Source organism: Sphingomonas sp. MMS24-J45, assembly GCF_044881195.1.
Lineage (GTDB): Bacteria > Pseudomonadota > Alphaproteobacteria > Sphingomonadales > Sphingomonadaceae > Sphingomonas.
The window spans coordinates 3555862-3581744 of record NZ_CP173255.1 but is presented as its reverse complement, the minus strand read 5'-3'; the positions used below and the strand labels follow the sequence as shown (position 1 = coordinate 3581744).

Here is a 25883-nt window from a genome sequence, read left to right as displayed (position 1 = left end):
TACGAATCGGTGGATTGAGCGCTACCCCATAACGATGCCCCATTCCGGCTTCGTGCCTCTCCGTATCTTTTCGTCCTACACCATGCTCGATGGCGCGATCGAGCCAAAGGCCATCGCCAAGCGCGCGCAGGAGCTGGGGTTTCCCGCCGCGGGGCTGACCGATCGCAACGGGCTGTACGCGGCGATGGCATTCTCCGACGCGGCGCGGGGGGCGGGGGTGCAGCCGGTGATCGGCACGATGCTGGGCGTATGTCGCCCCGACATGCCCGAGACGGCGACCCCGGTGCTCGACTGGATCGCGCTCTACGCACAGGATGAAGCTGGCTATCAGAATCTCTGCGCGCTGGTCTCGATGGCGCATCTCGGGCGCCCGCTCGATCTCGCGCCGCATGTCGATTTCGCCGCGCTGGAAGGGCGTACCGACGGCCTGATCGCGCTGACGGCCGGGCGGGAAGGGGGCTTGGCGCGGTTATTCGCCGAGGATCAGCCCGATCGCGCGCGCGCCTATGCCGATCGCTTGCAGGCGCTTTTCCCGGACCGGCTCTACATCGAACTCACCCGTCGCCTCGACGAGACAGAGGGCAAAGCCGAGCCTGCGTTGCTCGATCTAGCCTATGACCGCGATCTGCCGCTGGTCGCGACCAATCCGTGCTGCTTCACCGACGAGGATTTCAGCGAGGCGCATGACGCTCTGCTGTGCATCGCCAGCTCGAGTTACGTCGCCAGCGAGGATCGCCCGCGCAGTTCGCCCGATGCGTGGATGAAGCCCGCCAAGGTGATGCGCGAGCTGTTCGCCGATTTGCCCGAGGCGATCGCCAATACGCTGGTCGTCGCGCAACGCTGCGGCGTGGCCGCGCCGAAGCGCAAGCCGATCCTGCCGAGCCTAGCGGGCGATCCCGCGGCCGAGGCGGCGAAGCTGCGCGCGGACGCCCATGCGGGGTTGGAGGCGCGCATTGCCCGCATAAAAGCGTTGAACACCGTTCGCCCTGAGATTGTCGAAGGGCACGCGCGATCCCTCGCATCGGGGCAAGTCGAAAGCAGTGCTTCGACAAGCTCACTCCGAACGGACGATGGGTTCGACGCCTACCGCAAGCGCCTGGATTTCGAGCTCGATGTCATCATCCAGATGGGCTTTCCCGGCTACTTCCTGATCGTCGCGGACTTCATCAAATGGGCGAAGGATCATGACATTCCGGTCGGGCCGGGGCGTGGTTCGGGCGCTGGCTCGGTCGTCGCCTGGGCGCTGACGATTACCGATCTCGATCCGATCAAACTGGGCTTGCTGTTCGAACGCTTCCTCAACCCGGAACGCGTGTCGATGCCCGACTTCGATATCGATTTCTGCGAAACCAGGCGTGGCGAAGTCATTCGCTACGTCCAAGCGAAGTACGGCACCGACCAGGTCGCGCAGATCATCACCTTCGGGAAGCTGAAGGCGCGCGCGGTGCTGAAGGACACCGGGCGTGTGCTGCAAATGGGCTATGGCCAGATCGACCGTTTGGCGAAGCTCGTCCCAAACCATCCGACCGACCCGTGGGACCTGAAACGCGCGATCGACGGCGTGTCCGAGCTGCACAGCGAGTATAAGGGCAATAGCGGCGTCCGCCATTTGCTCGACCTCGCGATGAAGCTGGAAGGTCTGCCGCGCCACAGCTCGACTCACGCGGCAGGCGTGGTGATCGGAGACCGCCCGCTCGCCGAGCTCGTGCCGCTGTACCGCGATCCGCGCTCTGACATGCCCGTCACGCAATTCGACATGAAATATGTCGAGGGTGCGGGCCTGGTGAAGTTCGACTTTCTCGGCCTGAAAACGCTGTCAGTGCTCAAGAAAGCGCTCGACCTGCTCGCCAGCCGCGGCGTGGTGATCGATCTCGACGCGCTCGAATGGGATGACGAGGGCGTCTACAAGCTGCTGCAAAAGGGCGACACGGTTGGCGTCTTCCAGCTCGAATCGGAGGGGATGCGGCGCACGCTTGCCGCCGTCCGGCCGAGCAATTTCGGCGACATCATCGCGCTCGTCTCGCTGTATCGCCCGGGCCCGATGGACAACATCCCGATGTTCGGCCGTCGTAAGAACGGGCAGGAGGAGATCACCTACCCGCATCCTCTGCTCGAAGGCATTCTGGCCGAAACCTACGGCATCTTCGTCTATCAGGAACAGGTGATGCAGGCCGCGCAGGTGCTCGCCGGGTTCAGCCTGGGCGGCGCCGATTTGCTGCGTCGCGCGATGGGCAAGAAGGTCAAGGCGGAGATGGACGCGCAGCGCGCCGGGTTCGTCGAGGGCTGTCTGAAGGTCAACGGCATCCCCGAGGCCAAGGCCAACGAGCTGTTCGACTTGATCGACAAGTTCGCGGGCTACGGCTTCAACAAATCGCACGCCGCCGCTTATGCATTGCTGGCGTACCAGACGGCGTGGCTGAAGGCGCATCACCCGCACGAATTCTTCGCCGCCTCGATGTGCTTCGATTCGAGCCTGACGGACAAGCTCGCCGTGTTCGTCGATGACATGCGGCGGCTCGGCGTCGCGATCCTGCCGCCCGACCTCAATCGCAGCATGGCGGATTTCTCGGTCGAGGAATCGGGTGATGGCCTCGCCGTCCGTTATGCGCTCGCGGCGCTGAAATCGGTGGGCGAGGGGGCGATGGAGAAACTCGTCGCCGAACGCGAGGCGAACGGTCGCTTCGCCTCGATCGATGATCTCGCGCGGCGGATCGATCCGCGCATGATGAACAAGCGCCAGCTTGAAACGCTCGCGGCGGCGGGGGCGTTCGACGCGCTGGTCGACAATCGCGCCGCGGTCTTTGGCTGCGCCGAGACGATCCTTGGCACTGCTGCGCGCATCACCGAGCAGAAGACGAGCGGGCAGGGTGGCCTGTTCGGCACGCCCGAGGCGGCTGAACCACCGATCAAGCTACCCAAGACGGCGGGTTGGACGATGGCGGAGCGGATGGAGCAGGAGCGCGAGGCGTTCGGCTTCTATTTCTCGGCGCATCCGGTCGACCGGCACGGGCATCTCGCCAAGCTCCACGGCGCACGCACCTATGCGACGCTCGGCGAGCTTAACATCCCCGACGATGGCAGCCGCGCCGGGGCCACGATGGCGGCGCTGGTCGAGGATGCGCGCTGGCGCACCTCGGCGCGGGGAAAGCGCTACATGATGGCGACGCTGTCGGATCAATCGGGGCAATTCGTCGCGACCTGTTTCGACGATGCGGTCGCCGCCGATCTGGAAGACGCGGCGCGCAATGGCGGCTGCGGGCTGATCACGGTCGAGCTCGATCGCCGCCCCGGCGAGGAAACGCCGCGCGTGACGGTCAAGCGCATCCAGCCGTTCGAGACACTGGCCAGCAGCGCACGCTTCTGCATCGAATTGACCGTGGAAACTCCGGCGGCAATGGCGGCGCTCGGCGCAATCCTCGCCGATACGCGTGGCGCACGCGGCGAAGTGTGGGCGACAGTACCGGTAACACCGGGCAAAACCGCGCGAATTCTGCTCGGACGCGATTTTCTGCTCGACGGGGAACTTGCCGCGCGGATCGAAGCCTTGCAGGGTGTTTCCAACGTTGTGTTGAGAACCGCCGAAGCGCGGCTGGCACTGGTGGGGTAAGTCGCCCCGCCAAGATTGGGTGAGGGAGAGACAATGCTCGGCGGAATGCAGGACTTCGAATTGCGCGTGCCGCGGTTGCTGGATCATGCCGCGCGGGAGCATGGCGGCCGCGAAATCGTCACCTATTGGGCAGATGGCACCGAGACCCGCACCGATTGGGCCGGCATCGCACGCGACGCAAAGAAGCTGGCACAAGCCTTTGAAAAGTTAGGCCTGAAGTCGGGCGATCGGGTCGCAACTCTCGCGATGAATCACGCCCGCCATCTGGTCGCCTGGTATGGCGCAATCGGGATGGGCGGCGTGATCCACACGATCAATCCGCGCCTGTTCGACGAGCAATTGGTCTATATCGCAAACCATGCCGAAGACCGCGTGCTGCTGTATGACAAACAATTCCAGCCGCTGGTCGATCGGTTGAAGTCGCAATGGACCAGCATTGAGCATTACATCTGTTTCGATGACGGTGCGTTCGAGGATCTGATCGCGGCAGAAAGCGGCGAGTACGCCTGGGTCGAGGGGCCCGAGCGCGATCCGTGCATGTTGTGTTACACCAGCGGCACCACCGGCAATCCGAAGGGCGTGCTGTACGAACATCGCTCGACCGTGATCCACGCGATGGCCGAGGTCGCGCCGTGGATCTTCAACCTCAGTCCCAGCGCCGTGGTGCTGCCCGTGGTGCCGATGTTCCACGCCGCATCCTGGGGCCTGCCGTTCGCCTGCGCTCTGTCGGGCGCAAAATGCGTCTATGCCCAGGTCAACGACGCCGCGGTGCTGTGCCGGCTGATGAACCAGGAGAAGGTGACGCACACGGCCGGCGTGCCGACCGTCTGGCTCGCGATGTTCGGCCATATCGACGCGACCGGCGAAGCGCCGCGCTTCCTCGAACAGGTGACCATCGGCGGGTCCGCCGCGCCGCGCGCGATGATCGAGCGGATCATGGGGATGGGCGTCACCGTCAAGCATCTGTGGGGGATGACCGAGACCTCGCCGATCGGCACCGCCGGCTTCCCGCCGCCCGAATGGGAGGTGATGAGCCATGACGCCAGGCTCGATCATGTTGGCAAGCAAGGCCAGATCCCGTTCGGTATCGAACTGCAGGTTGTGAATGACGACGATGTCGTGCTCCCGCGCGACGGGACGAGCTCCGGGCGGCTGCAAGTGCGCGGGCCGTGGGTGGTGAAGCGCTACTTCAAGGCAGACGCAGATGCGGTCGATGCCGATCAGTGGTTCGATACCGGCGACGTGGCGGTGCTGCACCCCGATGGCACGATGCAGATCACCGACCGTGCGAAGGACGTGATCAAATCGGGCGGGGAATGGATTTCCTCGGTCGATCTCGAGAACGCCGCGATCGGCTGCCCCGGCGTCGCCGAAGCGGCGGCGATCGGGGTCTATCACCCCAAATGGGACGAACGCCCGATCCTGATCGTCGTGCGCAAGCCCGGCAGCACGGTCGCCCCTGCGGAAATCACCGCGCATCTCGGCCAGCATGTCGCCAAATGGTGGCTTCCCGACGAGATCGTCTTCGTCGACGAACTGCCGCACACGGCGACCGGCAAGCTGCTCAAGACCGAGCTCCGCGCCCGCTTCAAGGACCATGTGCTCGCGGCCTGATACTAATTGATGATCCTTGGGTCACCGCCGCGTTAACCGATCGCGTCTTATCGCGACCGGCATACAGTCGGAGGGGTTTGATGTTTTCGGTGCAGATTTCGCTGGTCCAGAACGCCATCAAGGCGGGCGGGCGCCGCAGTGCAGCGCGATCGGAAGTGCAAATGCCGGGTCGGGTCGGCGACCAGGGGATCCGCTCCGTGTGCCGCATATCCGATCTTTCGATCGCCGGTGCGCGCCTGGAAACCTATCAGGCGCTGCCGCCGCATTCGGTCGTCATGGTGACCCTGCCGGGTCAGCCGCCGCGGCGCGCGCGCATCGTCTGGTCGGACGATTACACCGCCGGCTGCGCGTTCGAAGAGCCACTGTCCGAAGCGGTGCTGGATCAGCTCGTCGCGATTTATGGTTTCGTCCCCGCGCTCCCCGAAATCGCGATGTTCCGCGCGTAAGACGACGACGCAGTTCGCGTGCGGGCGGCGCCGTCAGCGCGCGACGTGAATGACCTTGTTGCGCGCGGTCGCCCCCCGCACGAGCGTCAGCGCCGAGCGCGGGCACCCCAGCGCCTTCGCCAACAAGGCCAGCACCGCATCATTGGCCTTCCCATCCTCGGGCGTCGCAGTGGTGCGCAGGTTCACCACGCCCGGCGCTCCAGGCGCGGGCAGGCGAATCTCGTTCGTTGCTGCATTGGGTGTCGCGCGGATCGACAGATATCCTTGCGCGTCGATCAAGCGTTCGAGCTCCGCGCGCGGCGGCAGGGCGGACTTGATGCGGCTCATGCCACGGCCCTTAGCAACACCGGGGGCGGTCGCCGACCCTCGTCGCGCGTCTCATGCGGGGCTTTAGAGAAACAAATCCCCCTGCGGCCCGGCGGGCGGGCGAAACAGGTCACTGCGCAGCGTTATGCGCTCCTGATTCAAGCCGTGTTTGCGGCAGGCGATGTGAAAGCGCGTGCGCAACAGATCGGCCCACGGTCCACTGCCGCGCATTCGCGTGAAGAAGCCCGGATCGTTGTCGCGCCCCTCACGGATCGAGGCGATAATGGCCATAACCTTCGCCGCCCGGTCGGGGAAATGTTCATCGAGCCACGCACGGAACAGCGGTGCCACTTCCCACGGCAGGCGCACCGGAATGAACGAAACCGAGCGCGCACCGGCCTCCGCCGCCCGCTCGATCAGATGTTCGATCTCATGATCGGTGATCGCCGGAATGACCGGGGCGATCGAGACGTGGGTCGGAATGCCCGCCGCCACCAGCTTCCGCACCGCCGTCAGCCGCCGCTCGGGCGCAGGCGCGCGCGGTTCGACCGTCATCGCAACCCGCGGATCGAGCGAGGTGATCGACATCGCCACCGCCGCTAAACCCTTAGCTGCCATCGGCGCGAGCACATCGATGTCGCGCACGACCCGGTCGGATTTCGTCGTGATCGTTAGCGGATGGCTGGTTTCGGCGAGGACTTCGATGCACCCGCGCGTGATTCGCCAGTCGCTCTCGATCGGCTGATACGGATCCGTATTGGTGCCAAACGCGATCGGTTGCGCGCTATATCCACGCTTTGTCAGCTCGGCGCGAAGCAGGGCCGGCGCGTCGGGCTTGGCGAACAGCTTGCTCTCGAAATCGAGGCCCGGCGACAGATCGTGAAACGCGTGGGTCGGCCGCGCGAAGCAATAGATGCAGCCATGCTCACAACCGCGATACGGATTGATCGACCGGTCGAAGCCGATGTCGGGCGATGTGTTGCGGCTGATGATGGTGCGCGGCCGCTCTACCGTCACGCTGGTGCGCAAGCGCGGCGGGGCCCCGTCTACCAGTATCTGGTCGTCGAGCCAGTCGCCATCCGCCGCGCGCTCGGGCAGATTGAACCGGGCGCTTTCGCGGTTCAGCGTCGCGCCGCGCTGGGGGCGTTTGTCGGCCATTGACTCGGTGTAGCCCACTTGCGAGAACGCAACAAGAACATTGGGGGAATTGCAATGGCGCGGCTCAATTATCTGGAACTACCCGTCACGGATATCGCAGGCGCAAAGGCGTTTTATGCAGCCGCGTTCGGCTGGGATTTCGCCGATTTCGGTCCGAGCTACGCCGCGACGACCACCGGCGACACCGACATCGGCTTTCAGGCGGACCCGGCCGAAGCGACCGCCGCCGCCTTGCCGGTGATCGAGGTGGACGACATTGAAGCGGTCGAGGCGAGGGTCCGCGCCGCCGGTGGCGTGATTACCGTACCGCTCTTCACCTTCCCCGGCGGACGGCGCTTTCACTTTCAGGATCTGGCGGGGCACGAACTCGCGGTGATGCAGACCGGAGACTGATCGGCGAGGCTCAGCGTTCGCGCAGACGCGGCATCAATTCGACGAAGTTGCAGGGCTTGTGTCGGCTGTCCAGCTGGCTCGCCAATATGCCATCCCACCCGTCCTTCACCGCGCCGGTCGATCCCGGCAGCGCGAAGATATAGGTGCCGCGCGTTACGCACGCGCAGGCGCGCGATTGTACGGTGGAGGTGCCGATCGTCTGGAAGCTGAGCCAGCGGAACAGTTCGCCGAAACCTGGGATCATCTTGTCTGCGACCTGCTCGATCGCTTCGGGCGTCACGTCGCGCCCGGTCACGCCGGTGCCGCCGGTGGTGATGATGCAGTCGACCTCGTGATCGTCGATCCAGCGGTGCAGCGTCGCCACGATCAGCGCGACATCATCCCGCACGATCTCGCGCGCCGCTAGCAGATGCCCGGCCGCGCTCAGCCGCGCGACCAGCGTGTCGCCCGAGCGATCTTCGGCCAGCCCCCGCGTGTCCGAGACGGTGAGCACCGCCATCCGGACCGGTAGGAATACCGCGCTTTCGTCGATCGGCACGGCGCTCAGTTCACGCTGGCGAGCGCTTGTCCGCGCGTGTGCGAGGTGATCCGCACTGCCGCTGGTCCTGGCAATCCCGGGAAGCGCGGCCACAGCCCTTGCGACAGCGCGGCGCGGCTGATCGATGCGGGCTTACCGGTCTGCTGCTCATAAACCCAGTAGTTGCGAAGCACCGTCGTCACATAGCCGCGCGTTTCCCAATAGGGGATCAATTCGATGTAGAGCAGCGGGTCGCCGCCATCGCGCGCGACCGCGTTCCACGCCTCGACCGGACCCGGCCCGGCATTATAGGCGGCGATCACCTTGGGCAGCAGGCCGTCGGTGCAGCGCTGATCGCGGAGCTGTTCGAGATAGCTTTGCCCGACTTCGAAATTGGTGCCGGGCCGCGCGAGTGCGCTGCGGTCGAAGCTGCGACCCTGCTTGCGCGCGATGTCGGTTGCCGCACCGGGTCGGACCTGCATCAGGCCGAACGCGCCAGCGGGACTGACCACATCGGTGCGGAAACGCGATTCCTGCAGCGTGTGGGCGAACACCAGTGCCTTGTCGACGCGCCAGCCGCCATCGGGTGCCCAATTGGGTGCGGGGAATCGCGCCTCGATCGGCGGGGTCGCCCCGACCGGGCCGTTGTGCGACAACCACACCTGCGTGCTCGGCAGATCGAGCGCGGCGGTCAGCCGGACGAGCGCGGGATATTCCGACGGATCGCCGATCCGCGCCTGTTGCTTGATCACCTCGTCAGCTAGCGCGGTCTCATCGATCTCGACCAATGCTGCGGCAACGCGGACATTCGGGCGGCGCGACAGCGTCTGCCAGTCGCTCGTCGCCGATGCCGCGATCGGGCGCACGCCCACATCCTTGATGCCGAGCGCCTGACGGGCGAGCAGGCCGTAGAAGGTCTCGCGATATTGCGCGGCGGTTTTCAGGCGACCCTCGACCCGGTCGGGCCGCGCGCACTGCATGTCGGCGCGTGCCGCCCAATAGAGCCCGGCGGCGCGCAGATCGGTGTCGCGCGCGCGCGCCGCGACGGTTTCGAACGCAGTACCGGCCGCAGTGCAATCCTGCTGCCGCCACGCCGCCAGCGCGCCGACCCAGACGCCCTCGACCGCGAAGTCGCCGGTGCCGGTCGCGGCCTTCGCTGCCATTGCCCGCGCATTGTTGTCGTCTCCGGCCAGGAAATACATCCAGGCGATCTTGCGCTGCCATTCGGTGATCGAGTCGGGCGACAGGCCCGGCGTCGCTTCGAGCAGCGCCTGTGCTTCGCTGCCGCTGTCGGCCTTGATGAACGGCTGCATCTTCAGCGCGAGTTCGACCGCGATCATGTCGCCATTGCTGATACTTTTGGCGCGTTTGCGCGCCGGGGCACCGTCGATCCAGGTCAGCGCGCGCGCCTCGGGCAGCGGCGGCAAGCCGACGCCGCCGCGGGACGCCGCCATCGTGTAGATCTGGCGCGACTGTGGCAGTTCGGGTGCCTCGGCGAGCAATTTCGCGAGCGGATCGAGCTCGGCTTTGGGCGATCCCTTAGCGGTCAGCAATTCGGCCTGCGCAATGGCGTGCAGCGGACCCGGCTTCAGCGCGGCGAGTTGCAACTGCGCATCCTGCCACTTCTGCGCGCGGATGCTAGCGAACACCGCCCGGTAGCCGGCGCGCTGTTCGGCATCGAGCTGTGGCGGAATGACGTCACGCTGAACGACCGGCGCTGCGGCCGGCGGCTCGCCCGCGGCATGTGCGGCGACCGGCGCGGCCAGGGACAAAGCAACAAATCCGGCAATTTTCAGCTTCATGCGGGCATTCCTGCGATCAGCATCTGTAAATCCTTCCACGCGCGCGCCTTTTCGGCAGGCCGTTCGAGCAGCAGGCGCGGGTGGAAGCTCGCCACCCCCTCAACCGCAACTTCGGACTGTCCACATTTTAGGTTAATCGCCTGTAAACTTCCCCGCGCCCGCGCCAGATCCATCCCGGCGAGTGCACGGCTCGGCGCATTCCCAAGTATAAGCAGGCGCTTGGGAGCAACCAAAGCGACGTGATGGCGTGCGATCTCGACCAGTCGCGCCTCGATTTCGGGGGTGATGCGGCCGGTCAGCGGGCGCATCGTGCACATCGGCGCGAGATAGACCGAATCGCGGCTATGTCCGATTGCCGCGAGCATCCTATCGAACAAGCGCCCGGCCGCGCCGCTCAACAGCGTTTGCGATTCGCCATCTTCACGATCGGGAAGATCGACCAAAATCATGATGTCGGCCGCCGGATCGCCGCTCGCCGAGATCGCCTTGCCTGACCAACCGGCTTCAGGCGCACTCGGCCCAATGCGCCACGTCGTGAAATCGGCAAGCGTGGCGGGCAACGGTACGGCGACAGGTTCCGCTACGGCTTGAGCGCCGCTGGACCGGCGCGGCGGTTCGGGTGGCGGGGGCGGTGCCGCGGTCCAATCGCGCGGGTCTTCGTCGACCAGCGTATCGACCCCGGCGTCACGCCACCATTCGAGCACGCTCGCCGCCGCCCATTGCCAATCGATATTCTGGTCAGCCCCCATGTCTCTCTTAAGCTAGTATGTTGACGCGAAGGTCAATTCGCTGGCACGCGCAGATGGACAGGACGTGCCGCGCACGCGACGAGTAAGCGCACGCGGAGTCCGCGGTGGAGACGAGACGTGAGTGACGGTGAAAACCAGCGTGAATCCATGCCTTACGATGTGGTCATCGTGGGCGCTGGCCCGGCGGGCCTGTCGGCGGCGATCCGGCTGAAACAATTGGCGGCGGAGAAAGACGCCGAGCTGTCGGTCTGCGTGCTCGAGAAGGGCTCCGAAGTCGGTGCGCATATCCTGTCGGGCGCGGTGATCGATCCGAAATCGCTCGACGAGCTAATCCCCGACTGGCGCGACAAGGGCTGTCCGCTCGCGGAAGTGCCGGTGACAGAGAATCTGCACTGGATCCTGACCGCCAAGCGCAAATTCAACCTGCCGCACTTCATCACGCCGCCGTTCATGCACAATAAGGGCACCTATACCGGCAGCCTTGGCAATTTGTGCCGCTGGCTGGCGGGGCAGGCGGAGGAGCTCGGCGTCGAAATCTTCCCCGGTTTTGCTGCTGCAGAGATTCTCTACAACGACGACGGTTCGGTTAAAGGCGTCGCCACCGGCGACATGGGCGTCGCGCGCGACGGCACGCACAAGCCCGATTATACGCCGGGCCTCGAAATTCACGCTAAGTACACCTTCCTCGCCGAGGGTGTGCGCGGGCATTTGACCAAGCAACTGATCCGCACCTTCGATCTGGCGAAGGACAGCCAGCCGCAGGTCTATGGCATCGGCATCAAGGAATTGTGGGACATCGATCCCGCGCTGCACAGCCCCGGCCGCGTCATCCACACGCAGGGTTGGCCGCTCGGCGACGATGCCAATGGCGGTTCGTGGCTGTATCATCAGGCCAATGGGCAAGTCAGTCTCGGCTTCGTGACCTGGCTCAACTATTCGAACCCGCATCTGTCGCCATTCCAGGAAATGCAGCGCTGGAAGACGCATCCCGAGATCGCGGCGATCCTGAAGGGCGGCAAGCGCGTGTCGTACGGCGCGCGCGCGATCAACGACGGCGGGCTGCAGTCGATCCCGAAGCTGGTCTTCCCGGGCGGCGCGCTGATCGGCTGTTCGGCCGGTTTCCTCAACGTGCCGCGCCTGAAGGGTACGCACGGCGCGATGAAGTCGGGCATCATGGCCGCTGAAGCAGCTGCCGATGCGATCCTGTCGCAGCGCCAGCATGACGAGCTGGTCGCCTATCCGCAGGCATTCGAGAAGTCCTGGCTTTACAAGGAGCTGTCGATCGTTCGCAACGTCGTGCCGTTGGTAAAGCAGTTTGGCGAGGTACTCGGTACGGTCCTGTCGGGCATCGTCATGTGGCTCGAATATTTCGGGCTGAAGATGCCCTTCACGATGAAGCATCACCCCGATCACGAAAGCCTGTGGCGCAAGGATCAGGCGCGCAAGATCGACTATCCCAAGCCCGATGGGGTGCTGACGTTCGACCGGCTGTCCTCGGTGTTCATCTCGAACACCAATCATGAGGAAGATCAGCCGGTTCACCTGACGCTGAAGGACCCGGATATCCCGGTAAAATACGATCTGCCGATGTATGACGAACCGGCGCAGCGCTATTGCCCGGCGGGCGTGTACGAGATCGTCGGCGAGGAGACGGGCGATCCGAAATTCGTGATCAACGCGCAGAATTGCGTGCATTGCAAGACCTGTGACATCAAGGATCCGACACAGAACATCAATTGGGTGGTGCCCGAGGGCGGTGGGGGCCCGAACTACCCGAATATGTGACGCGCCGCCCCAGACGCGGCGAAGCTGCGTCGCGGGTCAAGGCGCGTCCGGCCGGCGGGGCCAGCAGCCCCGCCCGACGACGCGGCTTTGCCGCGGCGCATCTAAGAAGTCAGCAGCATGATCACCGAACTCGCCCCCGCCAAGATCAACCTCGCGCTCCACGTCCGCGCGCGCCGCGCGGACGGCTATCACGAGCTCGAAACGCTGTTCGCCTTCGTGGCGGACGGCGACACGGTGAAGCTGGCACCCGGCCCCCTCTCGCTCGCAATCACCGGTCCGTTCGCCCAGGGGCTCAGCGGGGAAGGCGACAACCTCATCCTCCGCGCCGCCCGCGCCTTCGCGGCGACCTTCGACATGCCCGAAGCCGGTGCCTTCACGCTCGACAAGCACCTCCCGGTGGCATCCGGTATCGGCGGCGGCTCGGCCGATGCAGCGGCGGCACTCCGCGCGCTCGCCAAGGCTAACGCGGTTCCGCTCGACGATCCCCGCCTGTTTGAGATCGCCGCCGCGCTCGGCTCCGACATCCCGGCCTGCCTGCTCGGCCGCACCGCGCTGGGCGAAGGGCGGGGCGAGCGGCTGTATCCGCTGGATGGCCCGACCGGCATGGCCACGCTGCTGGTCAATCCCGGCGTCGCCGTATCGACCGCAGCCGTGTTCAAGGCGTGGGACGGCATCGATCGTGGCGCAATGCCCGATGGCGATGCGCTGTCGCTCGCGCTCGCCGGGCGTAACGATCTGGAAGCGCCCGCGCGGCGGCTCGCGCCCGTGATCGACGACGTACTGACGCTGCTGGGGGAGGGGGCCCCCATCCTCGCGCGCATGTCTGGCTCTGGCGCGACCTGCTTCGCACTCTATGCGAGCGTTGCCGACCGCGCCGCCGCCGCCGCGCGAATTCGGGCCGTACAACCGGGCTGGTGGTGTCTCGAAACGCAACTCGCGTAACACTTGTCCGTCCCACAACGGCACTCCCCGATCGCCGTATCGCACGAAAACGGCGGAAATCCGCACCTGGCCCTCAGCTTGCTGTGTTCGAACTTGAACGAGTCCGCCGCCCCCAGCGGAGCGCTCGTCGATGGTCCACGGTCCCCCCGCGCGCCATCCAAGCTGCGGGACGGCGCGGGAAACTTCGCCGTCCCCACGCCGCAATATCGCGCTCACACTTGGCATTCTCGTAACAGACTTGCGTCGAATCGTGCTTTGGCGACATAGGCTGTCGCCATGACCAATCGTTTCGACAAATCCCGCCTGCCCAGCCGCCACGTGTCGGTCGGCCCCGAACGCGCCCCGCATCGCAGCTATTACTATGCGATGGGGTTGAGCGAGGAGGAGATCGGCCGCCCGTTCGTCGCGCTCGCCAGCGCCGGGAACGACAGCGCGCCGTGCAACACGCTGCTCGACGTACAGGCCGATGCGGCGCGCGCGGGCGTGATCCAGAATGGCGGGATGCCGCGCCGCTTCAACACGATCACCGTCACCGACGGCATCGCGATGGGGCATCAGGGGATGAAATCCTCGCTCGTCAGCCGCGAAGTGATCGCCGATTCGGTCGAACTGTCGGTGCGCGGGCATTGCTACGATGCGCTGGTCGGCTTTGCGGGGTGCGACAAATCGCTGCCCGGCATGATGATGTCGATGCTGCGGCTCAATATTCCGAGCATCTTCGTTTATGGCGGATCGATCCTGCCGGGCCGTTTCCACGACAAGGATATCACCGTCGTCGATGTGTTCGAGGTTGTCGGCCGCTTCGCGGCGGGTACGTGCCCGATCAGCGAATTGCACGCGATGGAAAAGGTCGCGTGTCCCGGCCACGGCGCGTGCGGCGGGCAATTCACCGCCAACACCATGGCGTGCGTTGGCGAGGCGATTGGTTTGTCCTTGCCTAACAGCAACATGGTGCCCGCACCCTATTCCACGCGCGAACAGATTGCTGTGGCGGCAGGCTATCAGGTGATGGAGCTGCTGGAGCGCAGTATCCGTCCGCGTGACATCTGCACGCGTGAGGCCTTCGTGAACGCCGCCCGCGTCGTCGCGGCGACCGGCGGATCGACCAACGCCGCGCTGCACTTGCCAGCGATGGCGAGCGAAGCGGGCATCGAGTTCGATCTGTTCGACGTCGCCGAAGCTTTCAAATCAACACCTTACATCGCCGACCTCAAACCCGGCGGGCAATATGTCGCCAAGGACATGTATGAGGCGGGCGGCGTCTACATGCTGATGAAGACCATGCTCGACGGCGGATTCCTCGACGGCAATTGCCTGACCGTAACAGGCAAGACGCTCGGCGAAAACATCGATCAGGTCAGTTGGAACCCCGACCAGAAGGTCATTTACGACGTGAAGACGCCAATCAGCCCGACCGGCGGCGTGGTCGGCCTACGCGGCTCGCTCGCCCCCGATGGCGCGATCGTCAAGGTCGCGGGGATGCACCGGCTTCAGTTCACGGGCCCGGCGCGCGTGTTCGATTGCGAGGAGGATTGCTTCGCCGCAGTCGAGGCACGCTCGATCAACGAGGGCGAAGTGCTGGTGATCCGCTACGAAGGTCCGAAAGGCGGCCCCGGGATGCGGGAGATGCTATCGACCACCGCCGCGCTCTATGGGCTCGGGATGGGCGAGAAGATCGCGCTCATCACCGACGGCCGGTTCTCGGGCGCGACCCGCGGCTTCTGCATCGGCCATGTCGGGCCGGAAGCCGCCGATGGCGGGCCGATCGCGTTAATCGAGGATGGCGACACGATCCGGATCGACGCCGAAGCAGGCACGATCGACCTCGACGTGCCCGAGGCGACGCTCGCCGCGCGCCGTGCCACCTGGACGCGCCGCTTGAACGATTACCAGTCGGGCGCGCTATGGCGCTATTCCCAGACGGTCGGCCCCGCCTATAAGGGCGCGGTCACGCACCCGGGAGCCGTTGCCGAAACTCATGTATACGCGGATATCTAGCGCAGTCCTGCTGCTTGCCTTGGCCGCGTGCGGCGAGCAGCGCACCGATACGGCCACGCTTGCGAAGGTCGAGGCCGAGCAGCGCAAGATGCAGGACGACAGCGGCAAGATCGTCTGCGCCCAGCGCGGATCGCGGGATTTCGCGCGTACCTGCACGATTGATCGGGCCGACAGCGATGCCGGGCTGATCCTGACGGTGCGCCACGCGGACGGCGCGTTCCACCGCTTGCTGGTGACGAAGGATGGGCGCGGCGTGATTGCCGCCGATGGCGCGGAGAAGGCCGTCGTGACCGTGATCGGCACCGGCGAGATCGAAGTGGCCCTGGGCGGCGATCGCTACCGCCTGCCCGCCACGATCAAAGGCAAGCCTGCGAAAGCGTCATGACCCCCATCGAAGGACGGCCGATCCTGACCGCCGCCCAGATGCGCGCGGCGGAGGATCGCGCGATTGCAGGCGGCGCTAGCGTCGAGACGCTTATGGAGCGCGCCGGGGCTGGCGTGGCCGAGGCGGTACGGCGACTGGCCGGGGGCGCGCCGGTGCTGGTATTGTGCGGTCCGGGCAATAATGGCGGCGACGGCTATGTCGCGGCGCGGATTTTGCGCGAAAACGGGGTGGCGGTCCGGGTCGCTGCCTTAGCGGAGCCGAAGACCGCCGTGGCGATTGCCGCGCGGGAGGCCTGTGGTGGAGCGGTCGAAGCCTTCCCTGACGCGCCGCTCGAACAGGATGATATTAGTCCGGTCGTAGTAGATGCGGTGTTCGGTACCGGCCTGTCTCGCGCGCTTGCCGATGACACTGCGCGGGCAATCGATGGGCTGGTCCAGTGTGCGCACCTTTCCATCGCCGTCGATCTTCCGAGTGGTGTAAACACTGATACGGGCGCGGAACTTAATCCGTTCCAACTTCCCGAATACAGCCTGACGCTCGCGCTGGGCGCGCTCAAGCCTGCGCATGTCCTGCAGCCCTCGGCCAGCCTGTGCGGGGCGGTGCGGTTGATCGATATCGGGCTTGGGCTGGAAGATATCGGATCGCCGCGCGAGAATGTCAGTCCGGACGCGACGATCGCGCGGCCTTGGCTAATCGCCCCGCTGGTCAACGCACACAAGTACAGTCGCGGCATGGTCGTGGTGATCGGCGGCGCGATGCCGGGTGCCGCGGCGCTGGCAGTCCAATCGGCGATGCGCGCAGGGGCGGGTTATGGCCTGCTGTTCGCAGCGCCGGGGACCGATATGCCCCACGCCGTAGTCCAACGCGAATGGTCGCCCGAAGCACTGAGCGCCGCCATCAGGGGCAAACCCAAGGTCGGGGTCGTGATCGGTCCCGGTCTCGGACGGAACGACGATGCCGTCGCCAAGCTCGATGCCGCGATCGCCTGCGAACGGCCAGTCGTGATCGACGGCGACGCGCTGCATTTGCTCGAGGAGCGCCACTTCGCGATCTTCCGGCAGCGCGCAACGATCGAGGATCGGGATCAGCGTGTGTTCCTCACCCCACACGCAGGCGAGTTCAAGGCGTTGTTCGGTGACTGGTCAGGGTCGAAAATCGAGGCCGCCCGCGCCGCTGCACGCCGTTGCGGGGCGACGGTGGTCTTTAAGGGGCCCGATACCGTCATCGCGCGCCCCAACGGGCACACCAATGTCGCGCTCGGCGGCAGTCCGTGGTTGTCCACGGCGGGCACCGGAGATGTATTGGCCGGAGTCTTGGGCGCAGCCCTGTTCAGCGCGCACTTCGGCGCTGCCGAAGCCGCCGTCTGGATGCACGCCGAAGCCGCCCGTCGCCTGGGCCCGGCCTTCATCGCCGATGATCTCGCGCGTGAACTTTCTGCAGTAAGAGCCTCGTTATGAACGATTTGATCGTCCGCGTCGCCGCGCGCGGGGAGGGGGTGACCGCGGACGGCCGCCACGCCGCCTTCGCAGCGCCCGGCGACACACTGACCGCCGACAACACTGTCATTCCCGGCCTGCATCACCAGAGACCGCCATGCCGCCACTTCCCGCAATGCGGGGGGTGCCAGCTCCAGCATCTCGACGACGAAAGCTACGCAGCTTTCCTCACCGACCGCATCACGGGCGCGCTCGCTGCGCAGGGGCTGAGCGCGCCGATCCGTCCGCCCGCACTCTCGCCGCCGCGCACGCGCCGCCGTGCCGCCCTTCAAGCCGAGGCCAAGGGCGGCGCAGTCACGCTCGGCTTCAGCGAGGGTGCCAGCCACACGATTGTCGATCTGCGCGAATGCTGGATCCTGACGCCGAGCCTGTTTGCCATCATCGCGCCGCTGCGCAAACTGCTCGCGCGTGTGCTGAAAGGTCGTGCGCGGCTGCACCTGACCGAACTGGATCATGGCGTGGATCTGCTGATCGAGGGCAAGATCACGGACGGCTTGGCCGCAATCGAGGCGATTACCGCCTTTTGCCAGGCGAATGGCATCGCGCGGCTCGCGATCGATGATGGCATCGGCCCCGAAACGCGCTGGGAGCCCGAAGGCGCCGCCATCGCGCTCGGCGGTGTCGCCGTGCCATTTCCGCCGGGATCGTTCCTGCAAGCCACGCGCGAGGGCGAGGATGCGCTGGTCGCTGCGGTGAAGGAGGCGATAGGCGGTGCGACGCTCAGCGCCGATCTATTCGCCGGGCTGGGCACCTTCGCGCTGTCGCTGCCGGGCAAGGTTTACGCGGCGGAGGCCGGGCGCGACGCGATCCTCGCGCTGCAAGCCGGCGCTTCGCGCGCGGGGCGGGCGGTGTTCGCGGAGCATCGCGACCTGTTTCGCCGCCCGCTCACGGCCGCGGAATGCGATCGCTTCCACGCGATCATTCTCGATCCGCCGCGGGCGGGTGCCAAAGAGCAGATCGGGCAGCTCGCCGCGTCAAAGGTGCCCGTTATCGCCTATGTATCGTGTAATCCCAGCAGCTTCGCGCGCGATGCGGATATTTTGTGCAAAGTCGGATACGCGCTCGATTGGGTTCAACCGGTCGGCCAGTTCCGCTGGTCGACCCATGTAGAACTGGCTGCGCGGTTCAGTCGATAGAATAGTCCGCCCGCAGAAAATACAGCCCGTCGGACGGCGCGTTCAGGCCCAACGCTGCCCGGTCACGCGCCGCCAGCGCGTCCGCCATATCGTCAGGCGTCCATTTCCCTTGCCCGACCAGCGCGAGGCACCCGACCATCGACCGCACCTGATGATGCAGGAATGACCGTGCCGAGGCGAACACGCTGATCCGCTCGCCATCCTGCACCACATCGAGCCGGTCGAGCGTGCGTAAGGGGCTGTCAGCCTGGCAATGCGCCGATCGGAAAGTGGTGAAGTCATGCCGCCCGAGCAACCGCGCGGCGCCCGCTGCCATCGCCGCCGCATCCAGCGGCACCGCGACGCGCCACGCCAGTCCGCGCTCCCATGTGAGCGGCGCACGGCGGGTTACGATGCGATACTCGTAATGCCGCGCCACGCACGAAAAACGCGCATGCCAGTCATCCGCCACGGCCTCGCACCCAACGATCGCGACCGGATCGGGCCGCAACTTGGCGTTGAGCGCTTCCATCAACCGGAACGGCATGATGTCGCGCGCAATATCGACATGCGCGCGCATCCCCAGCGCATGGACCCCCGCATCGGTCCGTCCCGCCGCATGGACCGCGACGCTCTCGCCGGTGATGGCATGGACCGCGCGCTCGATCGCGGCTTGTACGCTCGGCCCGTTATCCTGCCGCTGCCAGCCGACGAACGGGCGGCCGTCATATTCGACGGTCAGCGCAAAGCGCGTCAAAGCTGTGTCCCGGCGGGAATTGGAAAGCCGCGCAGCAGTTCGGCGGCGGTCATGACGCCGCGGCCGGCGCGTTGGAGCAATGTCGGGCGGATCGCGCCGGTTGCGCAGGCGATGGTAAGAATCGGATCGATGATGGTTCCCGCAGTGCCGCTGAAGGGTACGAGTTCCGCCGCCAATATCTTCACTCGCTCGCCGGCGACCTCGAAAAAAGCCCCCGGCACTGGATTGAACGCGCGCACCTGCCGCTCGACCGCCTCCGCATCCTGCGAGAAATCCAGCCGCGCCTCGGACTTGTCGATCTTGGCGGCGTAGGTCACGCCCTCCTCGGGCTGCACAACCGGCGGAAATCCCTCGAAATCCGCCAACACCTGGACCATCAACCGCGCTCCCATCGCGCTCAAGTCGTCGGTCAGCGCGCCGGCCGTCTTGCCTGCAACCGGAGTCGTCTCCCGCAGCAACACCGGCCCCGTATCCAGCCCCGCCTCCATCTGCATGATGCAGACGCCCGTCTCTGCATCCCCCGCCAGTATGGCGCGCTGGATCGGCGCCGCCCCACGCCAGCGCGGCAACAGCGAGGCGTGAACGTTGAGGCACCCGCGCACCGGCGCATCGAGTACCGCGCGCGGCAGGATCAACCCGTACGCGGCGACGACTGCGACATCGGCCCCGAACGCGGCGAATTCGGCCTGCGCTTGCGGCTCGCGCAGCGACACAGGCGTCCGCACCGCAATCCCCAAAGCCTCGGCACGCGCCTGCACCGGCGATGGCGTCAACGCCTTGCCACGCCCGGCGCGGCGCGGCGGCTGGCTGTATGACGCCACGACGTCATGCCCGGCATCGACCAAAGCCTGCAGCACCGGCACCGAGAAGTCGGGCGTTCCCATGAAAATGATCCGCATGGGGCACGCTCTGGCCGCTTGCAGAGGCGCAACGCAACCCCCTATCTGTTCCCTATGGCCTCTCCCGAAATCGAAGCGCTCACCACCGCGCTGGCCCGGCTCCCCGGTCTTGGCCCGCGATCGGCCAGGCGGGCGGTGCTGCATTTGCTGAAAAAGCGCGAGGCGGCGCTCGGGCCTTTGCTCAACGCGTTGATGGCGGTTGAGGAACGGCTCTCAACCTGTTCGATCTGCGGGAATATCGACACCACCAACCCTTGTGGCATCTGCGCCGATCAGCGCCGCGATGCGCGGGCGCTGTGCGTGGTGGAGGAAGTGGCCGACCTTTGGGCCCTTGATCGCTCGCGGCTCTTCCCCGGGCGCTTCCATGTGCTGGGCGGCCGGCTTTCGGCGCTGGAGGGCGTTCGTCCCGAGGATCTAGCAATCGATTCGCTGGTGCGGCGCATCGCGGACGGTGGCATCGACGAGGTCGTGCTGGCGATGAACGCCACGCTGGAGGGGCAGACCACCGCGCATTATATCGCGGAGCGGATCGAGCGGTTTCCGGTGCGCATCACCCAGCTTGCGCATGGCCTGCCGGTTGGGGGTGAGCTCGATTATCTGGACGAGGGGACGTTGGCGCAGGCGCTGCGCGCGCGGCGGCCGGTGAGTTGAGGCGATTTGGCTCGCGTGAACCCCTTCTTCTAAAACTTGACGCACGCCACGACCTTTCCTAGCTCGCGAGCATGGCTGTCCTAGAAATCCTCGAAGTCCCGCACCCCGGCCTCCGCGCCGTCGCAAAGCCCGTCGAAACGGTCGACGATGCGGTGCGCACGATCGTCGCCGACATGTTCGATACGATGTACGACGCGCGGGGCATCGGCCTTGCCGCGACGCAAGTCGGCATCGAGCAGCGCATCGTCGTGATCGATCTGCAGGAAACGGTGGGTGAGGGCGAAGAGGCCAAAACGGTTCGCGACCCCAAGGTCTATATCAACCCGGAACTGGTTTCGGTCAGCGAGGAACTGTCGAGCTATAACGAAGGCTGCCTCTCGATCCCGGAGCAATATGCCGAGGTCGAACGCCCGGCCCGCTGCACCGCGCGCTGGCTCGACGAGCAAGGCGAGGCGCATGAGGGCGAGTTCGACGGCCTGCTCGCGACGGCACTTCAGCACGAGATCGACCATCTGAACGGCGTGCTGTTCATCGACCACATCTCGAAGCTCAAGCGCGACATGCTGCTCAAGAAGCTGACGAAGATGCGCAAGGCTGCTTGACGATCGGCTGCTTAAGCCCGTGCCGTCACCCCGGCCTTGTGCCGGGATCCACTAAGCGACTTGGTGCACGGTAGAGTTCCTGGGCTTGTCATCGCAGCCCGGTGGACCCCGGCACAAGGCCGGGGTGACGAAAGCGGCGTTGCATTCACTCAACTCGCGCAAAGTACCACTTTGCGCGAAACCTAAAACAACCCCTCGATCTCCCCACCAGCCCCAAACCGTATCCCCTCCGCCGCAGGCACGCGTGGCAGCCCCGGCATCGTCATGATCTCCCCACAGATCGCCACCACGAACCCCGCACCCGCGCTCAGCCGCACCTCGCGCACCGGCACGACATGGCCGGTCGGTGCGCCGAGCTTGGCCGGGTCGGTCGAGAAGCTGTACTGCGTCTTCGCCATGCACACCGGCAAATGCCCGAACCCCGCCGCCTCGAAACGCGCGAGCTGCGCCAGCACCGAGGGATCGGCCACCGCCTCCTCGGCGCGATAGATGCGCGTCGCGACGGTGTTGATCTTGTCGAACAGCGGCAGATCATCGGCATAGAGCGGCGCGAAATGCGACGGATGCTCGGCCAGCGCCGCGACCTTATCCGCCAGCTCCACCGCGCCCGCGCCGCCATCGGCCCAATGCGAGCACAACACCGCCTCGCACCCTTGTGCGGTGGCAATCTCACGAATCACGGTGACTTCCTCCGCCGTATCGCCGTCGAAGCGGTTGATCGCCACCACCACGCCCACGCCAAAGCCCCGCACATTTTCGATATGCCGGGCCAGATTGACGCCACCACGCCGCACCGCCTCATAATCGGGCGTGGCGAGGTCGGCCTTGGCCACCCCACCGTTCATCTTCAGCGCGCGCACCGTCGCGACGATCACCGCAGCGGCGGGCTTCAACCCGGCCTGGCGGCATTTGATGTCGAAGAACTTCTCCGCGCCCAGATCCGCACCGAACCCGGCCTCGGTCACGACATAATCCGCCAGCCCCAAGGCGGCGCGCGTCGCGATCACCGAATTGCAGCCATGGGCAATATTGGCGAACGGCCCGCCATGCACGAACGCGGGCGTACCCTCGAGCGTCTGCACCAGATTCGGCTTGAGCGCCTGCGCCAGCAACACCGCCATCGCGCCATCGGCCTTGAGGTCGCGCGCCGTTACGGGGCGTTTGTCGCGGGTGTAAGCAACGACGATCCGCCCAAGCCGCGCCTCCAGATCGTGCAGATCGGTCGCTAGGCACAGGATCGCCATCACCTCCGAGGCAACGGTGATGTCGAACCCGCTCTCGCGGGGAAAGCCGTTCGCCGGGCCACCCAGCGACTGCGCGATATCCCGCAAAGCGCGGTCGTTCATGTCGAGCACGCGCCGCCACACGATCCGCCGCACGTCGATGTCGAGCGCATTGCCCCAATGGACATGGTTGTCGATCATCGCCGCGAGCAGATTGTGCGCGCTGGTGATCGCGTGGAAATCGCCGGTAAAATGGAGGTTGATGTCCTCCATCGGCACCACTTGCGCATGACCGCCGCCGGTCGCCCCGCCCTTGGTGCCGAAACACGGCCCGAGGCTCGGTTCGCGCAGGGCTAGCATCGTCTTGCGCCCGGTGCGGTTGAGCGCGTCGGCTAGCCCAACCGAGGTGGTCGATTTTCCTTCGCCTGCGGGCGTCGGGTTGATCGCAGTGACGAGGATCAGCTTGCCCTGATCAACGGGCGCGGTGAGGGCCGCAAGGTCGATCTTCGCCTTGAAATGCCCGTAGGACTCGACCGCTTCGGGCGGAATCCCCGCACGGTCGGCAATCGCGCCGATCGGTTGCAATGTGGCGGCGCGGGAGATTTCGATATCGGTCAGCATGACGCCATCCGTACCGCGCCCCGCGCCATCCGCAAAGCGGCGGTTATTGGAAGGTGGCGAGCGCCTTTTCGCAATCCGCCGCGCATTCGCGGCACATCTCGGCGCAGCGGCGGCAATGGTCATCCTCATGCATCGCGCAATGGTCGGCGCAGATTATGCACGCTTCGATGCAAGTCCGCAGCATCGTCTGGAGCAGCGCCTCGTTACTGCCGGTGCGCCGCGTCGCCAGCTTGAAGGCGGCGTCGCACACGTCCGCGCAATCGGCACAAACGCGGATGCATTGACGCCGCATCGCGTCCACCTCTTCCGCCGCGCAGGCATCGGCGCAACTGGTGCAGATCGCGGCGCAATACATCATGTGCTTGACGACAAGCGCGAGCGGTTCGTTGAGATTTCCGGCAACATCCGGGTGTGCGGCGATCATCTTCGCGATGGACATGGGTTCGGCTCCTTTCCGCCTCAACGTGGCGTGACAAGCTCAGGTTCCGCTTGTCGCTCTTGACCGCCGCGGTTAGGTTCGCGCTCTGTTCCGGGGAGCGTGTGATGGATGTGATGCTGGTGATCGGCGTGGTGGTGGCGGTGCTGGCGGGGTTGCTGCTCGGCTATTGGCTGGGCGCGCGGCCGGTGGCGCAAGCGCGCGCTGAGGCTGCCGCGCGCGAAGCGGATTTCAAGCGCGCGATTACCGATCTCGCCGCCGCCGAAGAACGCGCCAAGGCCGCCGAGCAGTTGCGCTATGAACTCGCCAGCATCCGCGACGAACGCGATGTCGCGCGATTGGAAAATATCGAGCTGCGCACCCACGCCTCGGGCTTCGAAGCGCGTCTCGCCGAAATGCGCGATGCCGATGAGGCGCGCCTTAAGATGGTCCGCGAAACGCATGAGGCGCGGATCGCCGAACTTCTTCACGCCAAGGAATTGCTCGCCACGCAATTCGCCGAAGTCTCGAACAAATTGCTCAGTGAGGCGCAGGAAAATTTCCTGAAACGAGCCGACGAACGCTTCCGGCAGTCGGAGGAAACCGCAGGCCAGAACCTCAAATCGATGCTCCAGCCCGTCAGCGATCGTCTGCTCAAATATGAGCAAGCCGTCACCGCCGTCGAAAGCGAGCGAAAGGGCGCGTTCAGCGAACTGAAGGGCCAGATCGAGGCGATGCGCATCGGCCAGGAAAAGGTCTCGAGCGAGGCGGCAAAGCTAGTCAATTCGCTCCGCAACGCGCCAAAATCGCGCGGCCGCTGGGGCGAGCAGCAGCTCAAGAACGTGCTCGAAAGCTGCGGCCTGGCCGAACATACCGACTTCCAGACCGAAGTGTCGGTATCGGGCGGCGACGAGGGCGGGCGGCTGCGCCCCGACGCGATCATAACGATCCCCGGCGGACGCAGCCTGATTATCGACGCCAAGGTGTCGCTGAACGCCTATCAGGACGCGTTCGGCGCGGTCGACGAAAGCGAGCGCGCGGTCGGCCTCGCCGCGCACGCCGCATCGATGCGCGCGCATATCAACGGTTTGGGCAACAAGGCCTATTGGAGCCAGTTCGCCGATGCGCCGGACTACGTCATCATGTTCGTCCCCGGCGAACATTTCCTCGCCGCCGCGCTCGAGCATGATAACGAGCTATGGAACTACGCCTTCGACAAGCGCGTGCTGCTGGCGACGCCGACCAATCTGGTGGCGATCGCCCGCACCGTCGCCTCGGTCTGGAGGCAGGAGCGGCTTGCGAAGGAAGCGCGGCAGATCGGCGAGTTGGGGAAGGAATTGTACGATCGGCTCGCAAAGGCAGCGGGCGATCTACGCAAGGTCGGCAGCGGGCTGACCAGCGCGGTCAACAATTACAACGCCTTCGTCTCCTCCTTTGAGAGCCGCGCGCTGGTAACGGCACGCAAGTTCCGTGATCTCAACATCGAAACCGGCGCGCGCGAGATCGACGACGTGCCACCGGTCGAGGCGTTGGCGCGGTACGGCGAGGCAGCGCCAATGATCGAAGCGCGTAGCGACATGGCGGAAACGGGGGAATCGGCATGATCCGAGTGGTGCGATCCTTGGTGGCTGCGGTGCTCGCCTGGGGTATGGCGTTTGCGCCCGTCGCCGCAGCAGCACAGCAAGCAAGCTCGGTTGCAAAGCCGGATGCGCCGTCGGACAACGACGCGTTGGCGGCGGCGGTAGCCGAGATTAAGGCGAGCAATCCGCAAAAGGCGGTTAATCTGCTCGATCCCGTCATCACCCGGATCGAACGCGATCTCGCCAGCGAAAAGCGCAAGGTCTATTGCGGCATGGCTCAGACCGAGACGCTCGCTTATATGGCGCAAGCCGCCGCAGGTAAGCAGGACGCGATCGCGATTGCGCCCACATTGTGCGAAGCCCTGTTCCTCAAGGCGTTCTCGCTGGTCGACCTGGACAGAGTGGATGCGGCGCAAGCGATCTTCCAACGCCTGACCGTGCTCGCGCCACTGCATTCGCAGTATTTCAGCGAATTGGGCAACACCTATCGCCTGCAGAAAAACTGGGCCGCTTCCCTTGCTGCTTATGAAAGCGCTGAGAGCAGCGCGACGCTCGCCGACAAAAGCGACGTACCGACCCGGCAGTGCATCGCGTTGCGCGGTCAGGGCTACGTCCTGGTCGAGCTAGGCAAATGGGATGAAGCAGAACGGGCCTACCGTAAATGTCTCAAGGCCATCCCCGGCGAGCCAAAATCACTTGGTGAACTTGGATACATCAAGCAGCATCGGGGCAAATAGGTCGTTGAAATGACTACAAGTCTTTCTGAACAAGAAAAATCGGGTGACCGACCGAGACTTGCGCCTTCCAACGCTTGACCAACCG

General features: G+C 65.5%; 23 protein-coding genes. 14 read left to right on the top strand and 9 right to left on the bottom strand.

Annotation, left to right across the window (positions count from 1 at the left end; all coding sequences use genetic code 11):
* Positions 1-34: 34 nt before the first annotated feature.
* The 3 genes from dnaE (at position 35) to AB5I39_RS17225 (ending at position 5667) form a co-directional block, all read left to right on the top strand.
* Positions 35-3607, top strand: a complete 3573-nt coding sequence (gene dnaE / locus AB5I39_RS17235) for a DNA polymerase III subunit alpha (protein WP_404369669.1) — start codon at positions 35-37, stop codon at positions 3605-3607.
* A gap of 33 nt (positions 3608-3640) precedes the next feature.
* On the top strand, positions 3641-5221 hold the full coding sequence (locus tag AB5I39_RS17230) for a long-chain fatty acid--CoA ligase (protein ID WP_404369667.1): 1581 nt from the start codon (positions 3641-3643) through the stop codon (positions 5219-5221).
* An 80-nt stretch (positions 5222-5301) separates the two neighbouring features.
* Positions 5302-5667, top strand: coding sequence for a PilZ domain-containing protein (locus tag AB5I39_RS17225; RefSeq protein WP_404369665.1), 366 nt, complete (start codon positions 5302-5304; stop codon positions 5665-5667).
* A gap of 33 nt (positions 5668-5700) precedes the next feature.
* On the opposite strand, the gene AB5I39_RS17220 is transcribed toward AB5I39_RS17225, so the two are convergent.
* Together AB5I39_RS17220 and AB5I39_RS17215 are read right to left on the bottom strand one after the other, a co-directional pair.
* Positions 5701-5994: a DUF167 domain-containing protein gene (locus AB5I39_RS17220; RefSeq protein ID WP_404369663.1), complete on the bottom strand. Its 294-nt coding sequence runs from the start codon at positions 5992-5994 to the stop codon at positions 5701-5703.
* Positions 5995-6057: 63 nt separating this feature from the next.
* Positions 6058-7131 (bottom strand): PA0069 family radical SAM protein, encoded by a 1074-nt coding sequence (locus tag AB5I39_RS17215; protein WP_404369661.1) that lies wholly within the window; start codon positions 7129-7131, stop codon positions 6058-6060.
* A 54-nt stretch (positions 7132-7185) separates the two neighbouring features.
* On the opposite strand from AB5I39_RS17215, the gene AB5I39_RS17210 reads away from it, so the two are divergent.
* Positions 7186-7524: a VOC family protein gene (locus AB5I39_RS17210; RefSeq protein ID WP_404369658.1), complete on the top strand. Its 339-nt coding sequence runs from the start codon at positions 7186-7188 to the stop codon at positions 7522-7524.
* Between the two features lie 10 nt (positions 7525-7534).
* On the opposite strand, the gene moaB is transcribed toward AB5I39_RS17210, so the two are convergent.
* Genes moaB through AB5I39_RS17195 form a run of 3 tightly spaced genes read right to left on the bottom strand, consistent with a single transcriptional unit; the run spans position 7535 to position 10592 of the window.
* A complete protein-coding gene (gene moaB, locus AB5I39_RS17205) occupies positions 7535-8062 on the bottom strand; it encodes a molybdenum cofactor biosynthesis protein B (protein ID WP_404369655.1) in 528 nt (175 codons plus the stop codon).
* A 5-nt stretch (positions 8063-8067) separates the two neighbouring features.
* Entirely contained in the window at positions 8068-9843 is a 1776-nt protein-coding gene (locus AB5I39_RS17200) for a lytic transglycosylase domain-containing protein (RefSeq protein ID WP_404369652.1), read from the bottom strand.
* Positions 9840-10592: a uracil-DNA glycosylase family protein gene (locus tag AB5I39_RS17195; protein ID WP_404369649.1), complete on the bottom strand. Its 753-nt coding sequence runs from the start codon at positions 10590-10592 to the stop codon at positions 9840-9842. Before AB5I39_RS17195 ends, AB5I39_RS17200 begins: the two co-directional genes overlap by 4 nt.
* Positions 10593-10739: 147 nt before the next feature.
* Between AB5I39_RS17195 and AB5I39_RS17190 the strand changes: the two genes are divergently transcribed.
* The 6 genes from AB5I39_RS17190 (at position 10740) to AB5I39_RS17165 (ending at position 18334) form a co-directional block, all read left to right on the top strand.
* Positions 10740-12377, top strand: coding sequence for an electron transfer flavoprotein-ubiquinone oxidoreductase (locus AB5I39_RS17190; protein ID WP_404374223.1), 1638 nt, complete (start codon positions 10740-10742; stop codon positions 12375-12377).
* 117 nt (positions 12378-12494) lie between these two features.
* Entirely contained in the window at positions 12495-13319 is an 825-nt protein-coding gene (locus tag AB5I39_RS17185; protein WP_404369647.1) for a 4-(cytidine 5'-diphospho)-2-C-methyl-D-erythritol kinase, read from the top strand.
* Positions 13320-13595: 276 nt separating this feature from the next.
* Positions 13596-15317, top strand: coding sequence for a dihydroxy-acid dehydratase (gene ilvD, locus AB5I39_RS17180; RefSeq protein WP_404369644.1), 1722 nt, complete (start codon positions 13596-13598; stop codon positions 15315-15317).
* Entirely contained in the window at positions 15286-15702 is a 417-nt protein-coding gene (locus AB5I39_RS17175) for a hypothetical protein (RefSeq protein ID WP_404369641.1), read from the top strand. Before ilvD ends, AB5I39_RS17175 begins: the two co-directional genes overlap by 32 nt.
* Positions 15699-17159 (top strand): NAD(P)H-hydrate epimerase, encoded by a 1461-nt coding sequence (locus AB5I39_RS17170; RefSeq protein WP_404369638.1) that lies wholly within the window; start codon positions 15699-15701, stop codon positions 17157-17159. The genes AB5I39_RS17175 and AB5I39_RS17170 overlap by 4 nt, the downstream gene beginning before the upstream one ends.
* The gene (locus AB5I39_RS17165) at positions 17156-18334 is read left to right on the top strand and encodes a class I SAM-dependent RNA methyltransferase (protein WP_404369635.1); all 1179 of its coding nucleotides are present in this window, start codon (positions 17156-17158) and stop codon (positions 18332-18334) included. The genes AB5I39_RS17170 and AB5I39_RS17165 overlap by 4 nt, the downstream gene beginning before the upstream one ends.
* Here the strand turns inward: AB5I39_RS17165 and truA are convergent.
* Together truA and fmt are read right to left on the bottom strand one after the other, a co-directional pair.
* A complete protein-coding gene (gene truA, locus AB5I39_RS17160) occupies positions 18324-19070 on the bottom strand; it encodes a tRNA pseudouridine(38-40) synthase TruA (protein ID WP_404369632.1) in 747 nt (248 codons plus the stop codon). The genes AB5I39_RS17165 and truA overlap by 11 nt on opposite strands.
* Complete coding sequence (fmt, locus tag AB5I39_RS17155) at positions 19067-19969, bottom strand: methionyl-tRNA formyltransferase (protein WP_404369629.1); 903 nt, start codon at positions 19967-19969, stop codon at positions 19067-19069. The genes truA and fmt overlap by 4 nt, the downstream gene beginning before the upstream one ends.
* 54 nt (positions 19970-20023) lie before the next feature.
* Here fmt and recR point away from each other — a divergent pair, with 54 nt between their 5' ends.
* Complete coding sequence (gene recR, locus AB5I39_RS17150; protein ID WP_404369625.1) at positions 20024-20620, top strand: recombination mediator RecR; 597 nt, start codon at positions 20024-20026, stop codon at positions 20618-20620.
* Between the two features lie 71 nt (positions 20621-20691).
* Positions 20692-21222 carry a peptide deformylase gene (gene def, locus AB5I39_RS17145; protein WP_404369622.1) on the top strand — a complete coding sequence of 177 codons (531 nt, stop codon included), beginning with the start codon at positions 20692-20694 and terminating at the stop codon, positions 21220-21222.
* A gap of 182 nt (positions 21223-21404) precedes the next feature.
* Here def and AB5I39_RS17140 read toward each other — a convergent pair whose 3' ends face one another.
* Positions 21405-23066: a formate--tetrahydrofolate ligase gene (locus tag AB5I39_RS17140; protein WP_404369619.1), complete on the bottom strand. Its 1662-nt coding sequence runs from the start codon at positions 23064-23066 to the stop codon at positions 21405-21407.
* Positions 23067-23109: 43 nt separating this feature from the next.
* Positions 23110-23505 (bottom strand): four-helix bundle copper-binding protein, encoded by a 396-nt coding sequence (locus AB5I39_RS17135; RefSeq protein ID WP_404369616.1) that lies wholly within the window; start codon positions 23503-23505, stop codon positions 23110-23112.
* Positions 23506-23609: 104 nt separating this feature from the next.
* On the opposite strand from AB5I39_RS17135, the gene AB5I39_RS17130 reads away from it, so the two are divergent.
* Together AB5I39_RS17130 and AB5I39_RS17125 are read left to right on the top strand one after the other, a co-directional pair.
* A complete protein-coding gene (locus tag AB5I39_RS17130; RefSeq protein ID WP_404369614.1) occupies positions 23610-25085 on the top strand; it encodes a DNA recombination protein RmuC in 1476 nt (491 codons plus the stop codon).
* Complete coding sequence (locus AB5I39_RS17125; RefSeq protein WP_404369612.1) at positions 25082-25798, top strand: tetratricopeptide repeat protein; 717 nt, start codon at positions 25082-25084, stop codon at positions 25796-25798. The genes AB5I39_RS17130 and AB5I39_RS17125 overlap by 4 nt, the downstream gene beginning before the upstream one ends.
* Positions 25799-25883: the final 85 nt, after the last annotated feature.

Excerpts from the sequence above, each read along its gene's own strand:
- dnaE (WP_404369669.1), top strand. The coding sequence starts at position 35 with ATGCCCCATTCCGGCTTCGTGCCTCTCCGTATCTTTTCGTCCTACACC.
- AB5I39_RS17230 (WP_404369667.1), top strand. The coding sequence starts at position 3,641 with ATGCTCGGCGGAATGCAGGACTTCGAATTGCGCGTGCCGCGGTTGCTG.
- AB5I39_RS17225 (WP_404369665.1), top strand. The coding sequence starts at position 5,302 with ATGTTTTCGGTGCAGATTTCGCTGGTCCAGAACGCCATCAAGGCGGGC.
- AB5I39_RS17220 (WP_404369663.1), bottom strand. The coding sequence starts at position 5,994 with ATGAGCCGCATCAAGTCCGCCCTGCCGCCGCGCGCGGAGCTCGAACGC.
- AB5I39_RS17215 (WP_404369661.1), bottom strand. The coding sequence starts at position 7,131 with ATGGCCGACAAACGCCCCCAGCGCGGCGCGACGCTGAACCGCGAAAGC.
- AB5I39_RS17210 (WP_404369658.1), top strand. The coding sequence starts at position 7,186 with ATGGCGCGGCTCAATTATCTGGAACTACCCGTCACGGATATCGCAGGC.
- AB5I39_RS17200 (WP_404369652.1), bottom strand. The coding sequence starts at position 9,843 with ATGAAGCTGAAAATTGCCGGATTTGTTGCTTTGTCCCTGGCCGCGCCG.
- AB5I39_RS17195 (WP_404369649.1), bottom strand. The coding sequence starts at position 10,592 with ATGGGGGCTGACCAGAATATCGATTGGCAATGGGCGGCGGCGAGCGTG.
- AB5I39_RS17190 (WP_404374223.1), top strand. The coding sequence starts at position 10,740 with ATGCCTTACGATGTGGTCATCGTGGGCGCTGGCCCGGCGGGCCTGTCG.
- AB5I39_RS17185 (WP_404369647.1), top strand. The coding sequence starts at position 12,495 with ATGATCACCGAACTCGCCCCCGCCAAGATCAACCTCGCGCTCCACGTC.
- ilvD (WP_404369644.1), top strand. The coding sequence starts at position 13,596 with ATGACCAATCGTTTCGACAAATCCCGCCTGCCCAGCCGCCACGTGTCG.
- AB5I39_RS17170 (WP_404369638.1), top strand. The coding sequence starts at position 15,699 with ATGACCCCCATCGAAGGACGGCCGATCCTGACCGCCGCCCAGATGCGC.
- AB5I39_RS17165 (WP_404369635.1), top strand. The coding sequence starts at position 17,156 with ATGAACGATTTGATCGTCCGCGTCGCCGCGCGCGGGGAGGGGGTGACC.
- fmt (WP_404369629.1), bottom strand. The coding sequence starts at position 19,969 with ATGCGGATCATTTTCATGGGAACGCCCGACTTCTCGGTGCCGGTGCTG.
- recR (WP_404369625.1), top strand. The coding sequence starts at position 20,024 with ATGGCCTCTCCCGAAATCGAAGCGCTCACCACCGCGCTGGCCCGGCTC.
- def (WP_404369622.1), top strand. The coding sequence starts at position 20,692 with ATGGCTGTCCTAGAAATCCTCGAAGTCCCGCACCCCGGCCTCCGCGCC.
- AB5I39_RS17140 (WP_404369619.1), bottom strand. The coding sequence starts at position 23,066 with ATGCTGACCGATATCGAAATCTCCCGCGCCGCCACATTGCAACCGATC.
- AB5I39_RS17135 (WP_404369616.1), bottom strand. The coding sequence starts at position 23,505 with ATGTCCATCGCGAAGATGATCGCCGCACACCCGGATGTTGCCGGAAAT.
- AB5I39_RS17130 (WP_404369614.1), top strand. The coding sequence starts at position 23,610 with ATGGATGTGATGCTGGTGATCGGCGTGGTGGTGGCGGTGCTGGCGGGG.
- AB5I39_RS17125 (WP_404369612.1), top strand. The coding sequence starts at position 25,082 with ATGATCCGAGTGGTGCGATCCTTGGTGGCTGCGGTGCTCGCCTGGGGT.